Below are 3,534 nucleotides of genomic sequence, written 5' to 3'. Positions count from 1 at the left end.
GCGGGCGGCTGGACCAACTCCTCCTCCGGTGAGGAGAACTCCGACGAGTGCGCCTGGATCGCGGCCGGCCAGGCCGGCGGCGCGTCCAACGTCGCCATGGGCACCGGCACCTTCACCGAGCAGGCCAGCTGGTCCAACGACACCAACGCCTGCGCCATCTCGCACCCGATCGTCAACCACGGCGGCAGCGGCAACACGGTCACGGTGACCAGCCCCGGTAACCAGTCGGGCACGGTCGGCACCGCCGTCTCGCTGCAGATCAGCGGCTCCGACTCCGGCGGCGCAAGCCTGACCTACTCCGCCACCGGTCTCCCGGCGGGCCTGAGCATCTCCTCCTCCGGCCTGATCTCCGGCACCCCGACCACCGCGGGCACCTCGTCCGTGTCGGTCACCGCCACCGACTCCACCGGCGCCTCCGGCTCCGCGTCCTTCACCTTCACCATCGCCTCCAGCGGCGGTGGCGGCGGCAACGGTGTCCTCAACGGCGGGTTCGAGACCGGCAGCTTCTCCAACTGGACCACCACCGGCATCGCCACGGTGACCACGGCCGCGAAGCACTCCGGCAGCTACGGCGCGATGCTCGGCTCGACCAACCCGAGCACCACCTCGACCGCGGCACAGACCTTCACCGCGCCGACCGGCACGACCAAGCTGTCCTTCTACTACGACGTGACCTGCCCGGACACCGTCACCTACGACTGGGCCACGGTCAGCCTGAAGAACAACACCACGGGGACCACCACCACCGTGCTGGCCAAGACCTGCGTGAACCCGACCTCCGGCTGGGTGCTGAAGTCGGCGAGCATCATCGCCGGCGACAGCTACACGCTGACCCTGACCAACAAGGACGACAACTACCCGGGCGACCCGACCTACACCTACTACGACGACATCACGACGTCCTGAAAGCAGCGCAGTCCGACGGAAAGTCCGTCTGACGGTAGGTCAGTAGGGCTGGCTCAGTGAGCCAGGAGGTGGACGCGGCGACCGGCCGCGTCCACCTCTCCGCTTTCCCGCAGGCCCAGCCGTGCGGCCAGTCGCCGCGAGGGCGCGTTGTCCGCGCGGATCAGCGCGCAGACCGGCAGGTCGGGGCGGAGCGGCCGGGCGTGGGCGAGCGCCGCCTCCGCCGCCTCGGCGGCGTAGCCCTGGCCCCAGGCCGTCGGCCGGAACCGGTAGTAGAGGTTGAGCGCGTCGAAGGATGTGTCGTGCGGCATCGCGATGCTCGCGACCTTGAGTCCGGCCACGCCGATCACGTGGTCCGGCGCCTCCCGCGTGACGACGCCGAGGTAGCCGAAGCCCTCCCGCTCCCAGTCGCCGGTCCACCTCGCCAGCCAGCGCGCGCACGTCTCGAACGAGGCGGCCCCGTCGGGGTTGTAGCGGTTGGTCTCCGGATCCCCGTGGATCGCGGCGACGGCGTCGAGGTCATCGGCCGCGAGCCGGAGCAGATGCAGCCGCGCGGTACTCAGTATCGGAAGGCGTGGGTTCACCGGAGGAAGCCTACGATGGTCTGGACTGCTGGCCACGCACCGAGGAGGCCGCATCATGACCACAGCCCAGGAGATCATGCACTCAGGCGCCCAGTGCGTCACCGAGCACGAGTCGCTGGCGACGGCGGCCAAGCTCATGCGGGACCGTGGTGTGGGCGCGCTGCCCATCTGCGGGGACGACGACAAGCTGATCGGCATCATCACCGACCGTGACATCGTGGTGAAGTGCATCGCCGCCGGCCTGGACCCCTCGGCGACCACCGCCGGGGAGATGGCCGAGGGCCGCCCGCTCACCATCGAGGGCGAGGACGACATCGAGCAGGTGCTGCGGGTGATGGAGCAGCACCGGGTCCGGCGGCTGCCGGTGATCGACCACCCCGCCCACAAGCTGATCGGGATGATCAGCGAGGCGGACGTGGCGCGTCACATGCCGCAGGCCCGCGTCGCGGAGTTCGTGTCGGCGATCTGCGCCGAGGACGAGTGAGCGCCCAGGACGAACGAGGGCCCTGGACAAGTGAGAGCTCAGGACAAGTGAGAGCTGCGGAGACAGAGACAGGCAGGGCCCGTCCGGAAGGACGGGCCCTGCTTCACGTCTGCGTGGTGGCGGCTCAGTACCAGCCGTTCGCCTGCCAGAAGGACCAGGCGGCGTTCGGGCTGCCGTAGGTGGAGTTCATGTAGTCCAGCGCCCACTTGATCTGGGTGCTGGGGTTGGTCTGCCAGTCGGCACCGGCGGACGCCATCTTGCTGGCCGGCAGGGCCTGGCCCAGGCCGTAGGCGCCGGACGAGGCATTGGTCGCGGTGATGTTCCAGCCGCTCTCGTGGGAGATGATCTGGTCGAACGAGGCGATCTGGTCGGCCGGCACGATCGACGCGGCGAGCGCCTGCGCCTCGGTCGGCGCGACGGCCGTGTCGGCGTGGGCGGCGCCGCCGATGCCGACCACGGCGGCGGAGGCGAGGATGCCGGCGCCGGCGATCGAGGCGGACAGGGTGCGCAGCGAGCGAATGTGGAAAGCCATGAAGAAGCAGAACCTCTGATCTCGGGGGCAGGTCGTCAGACACCCGGTGAACCGGGGCTCCGGGGTTTGACCCAGCCGGTGCGGCCTGACATCAACCACCGTGCCGGAACTGGCCCAAACGGCGCAAGGACCCCAATTACGATGCCCCATAGTGGACAAATCGGACTTATCACCACTCTGACGCCAAGCCAGACGGGCCCGTACTCCTATTCCCGGTAGTAGGCCGCGATTCCGTGTGGCGCAGGTCACCCGGGATCTTGCACGCCGCGGTCGGCGCGCTACGCTCCGTCGGTCGTTCTCACGCGGGGGGCAGGTCATGAACGAGCCACTGGGTCGACCCACGGTGCGCAGACTGCTGCTGACCGTGACCGTATTCCTGACCGGCTGGGGTGCCACGGCCGCGGCCGCGCTCTGGTTCGGGCAGCAGTTCTGGCCGGTCCTGGTCGTCGGCATGCTCACCCTGCTGGCTGTTCCCGTCTGCGTGATGCTGCTGGGCGGCCGGTTCCTTGCCCTCGCGCTGGCGGTTCTCTGCGGCATCCCGGCGCTCGTGGCCATGGCCGACGCGGTCGGCGACCGGGTCCTGCTGGCCCGGGGTGCCACCGTCCAGGCCCAGGTCACCTCGGTCGGCTACGGCAAGACCGGCAACCAGCAGGACTGCCACGCCCGCGATGCCGCCACCGGCCGCGCGATCCCCGGCACCTTCCGCAACTGCCTGAGCGAGGGCGTCGGCGACACCTTCGGGGCGATCGTCGACCCGCAGGGCCACGTCGCCCCCTACGACGGCGCCCGGGCGGACGTCGCCGACGACCTCTCCGTCAACCAGCCGATCGTCGGCGCCGCCCTGGGCGTGCAGGCCCTGGTCGTCCCGGTCACCTGGCTCTGGGCACGGCTGCGCCGGACCAGGCGGCGTTAGCCCGGGAACAGGGGAGCTCAGAACAGGCGAGAGGGGTGGCGGGGCGCGGCCCCGCCCCCCCCGCGGGGGGGGCCGCGGACGACCCCGCCCCCGCCGGCGTCAGGGGCGGCGCCCCGGC

5 protein-coding genes are annotated in these 3,534 nt (G+C 70.7%); 3 read left to right on the top strand and 2 right to left on the bottom strand.

The features are described 5' to 3' along the window. The coding region (locus ABH931_RS39595; RefSeq protein WP_370124837.1) for a putative Ig domain-containing protein at nucleotides 1-906 on the top strand (906 nt) is incomplete at its 5' end. A 53-nt stretch (nucleotides 907-959) separates the two neighbouring features. On the opposite strand, the gene ABH931_RS39590 is transcribed toward ABH931_RS39595, so the two are convergent. After that, nucleotides 960-1,487, bottom strand: coding sequence for a GNAT family N-acetyltransferase (locus ABH931_RS39590; protein ID WP_370124835.1), 528 nt, complete (start codon nucleotides 1,485-1,487; stop codon nucleotides 960-962). Between the two features lie 55 nt (nucleotides 1,488-1,542). Here ABH931_RS39590 and ABH931_RS39585 point away from each other — a divergent pair, with 55 nt between their 5' ends. Next, on the top strand, nucleotides 1,543-1,971 hold the full coding sequence (locus tag ABH931_RS39585; RefSeq protein WP_370124833.1) for a CBS domain-containing protein: 429 nt from the start codon (nucleotides 1,543-1,545) through the stop codon (nucleotides 1,969-1,971). Between the two features lie 124 nt (nucleotides 1,972-2,095). Here ABH931_RS39585 and ABH931_RS39580 read toward each other — a convergent pair whose 3' ends face one another. Next, nucleotides 2,096-2,503, bottom strand: a complete 408-nt coding sequence (locus ABH931_RS39580; RefSeq protein WP_370124831.1) for a transglycosylase SLT domain-containing protein — start codon at nucleotides 2,501-2,503, stop codon at nucleotides 2,096-2,098. A 316-nt stretch (nucleotides 2,504-2,819) separates the two neighbouring features. On the opposite strand from ABH931_RS39580, the gene ABH931_RS39575 reads away from it, so the two are divergent. Then, nucleotides 2,820-3,416, top strand: a complete 597-nt coding sequence (locus tag ABH931_RS39575; RefSeq protein WP_370124829.1) for a hypothetical protein — start codon at nucleotides 2,820-2,822, stop codon at nucleotides 3,414-3,416. The last annotated feature ends 118 nt before the right edge of the window (nucleotides 3,417-3,534 follow it).

Origin of the sequence: Streptacidiphilus sp. MAP12-33 (genome assembly GCF_041261265.1) — a bacterium.
In the GTDB taxonomy this organism is placed as follows: Bacteria; Actinomycetota; Actinomycetes; order Streptomycetales; family Streptomycetaceae; genus Streptacidiphilus.
Note: the sequence above shows the minus strand (reverse complement) of the source record. Positions and strands in the feature narration are given on the sequence as shown.

Coding starts and splice junctions, on each gene's coding strand:
- ABH931_RS39585 (WP_370124833.1), top strand. CDS start 1,543: ATGACCACAGCCCAGGAGATCATGCACTCAGGCGCCCAGTGCGTCACC.
- ABH931_RS39580 (WP_370124831.1), bottom strand. CDS start 2,503: ATGGCTTTCCACATTCGCTCGCTGCGCACCCTGTCCGCCTCGATCGCC.
- ABH931_RS39575 (WP_370124829.1), top strand. CDS start 2,820: ATGAACGAGCCACTGGGTCGACCCACGGTGCGCAGACTGCTGCTGACC.